1 protein-coding gene is annotated in these 788 nt (G+C 27.0%); it reads left to right on the plus strand.

The features are described from left to right. Window positions 1-586: 586 nt before the first annotated feature. Window positions 587-788, plus strand: a 202-nt coding sequence (locus ACFINZ_RS10485; protein WP_375701480.1) for a hypothetical protein, incomplete at its 3' end; no start/stop codon positions are given.

Raw genomic sequence — 788 nt, forward strand, 5'->3', positions numbered from 1 at the left:
TTAGCTTTAAAACCGTAAATATAAACTAAAGCTTTCATTTTATATATTTATAATATTATATTATTATTTTTCAATTTTACAAATTTTATTTTTTGTTATCATAAGATGATCTTTTTCTGAAATAAAAAATGGCTTAAACAATTTTTTTTATTCAAAAAATATGGTGCATAAGATGAAAAATCAAAATATATATTAAGAGATGCAGCACATCATGGGATAATATATAAATAGATATCAGTATGGTATTGAAGGATTTTTTTCTCTTCAGACTATACAGTTTAAGTAAATTTTCTTTCTTAAAATAAATTTTATTGTGTCTATCCAGAATTTATTTCTACTATTTGAAAAAAATTTTAATTATACTGCTAAAAAGTGTAATCTTCTAGTATATCTATTAAAGCGGCATGATCTTTATAGAAACAGTGCTTATGACATGCAAGAAACAGAAGTACAGCGAGTAATTGTGGAAATTATTGCGATTATATTTCTGCGCGTATGTGGAACGTATAAATTTATACATTTGCAAAAATAATATGATTCTAACATATAAACGAAACCATAAATATATTTCTACGTAGGATTATATATGACCCGTTCTTCTGTACTTCCACCCAAAGCATCCAAAATCATTTATAAAGACGTATATCACGGTATTTGTCGCGATGATCCCTATCATTGGCTGCGTGCATCTAATTGGCAAGACGTTTTAAAAGATTCTAGCTGTCTTGATGAAAATATTAGGCATCATCTTGAAAAAGAAAATGCCTATCAAGCTGCTCAAATGGCTG

The organism is Bartonella sp. AA81SXKL, from assembly GCF_042196945.1.
In the GTDB taxonomy this organism is placed as follows: Bacteria; Pseudomonadota; Alphaproteobacteria; order Rhizobiales; family Rhizobiaceae; genus Bartonella.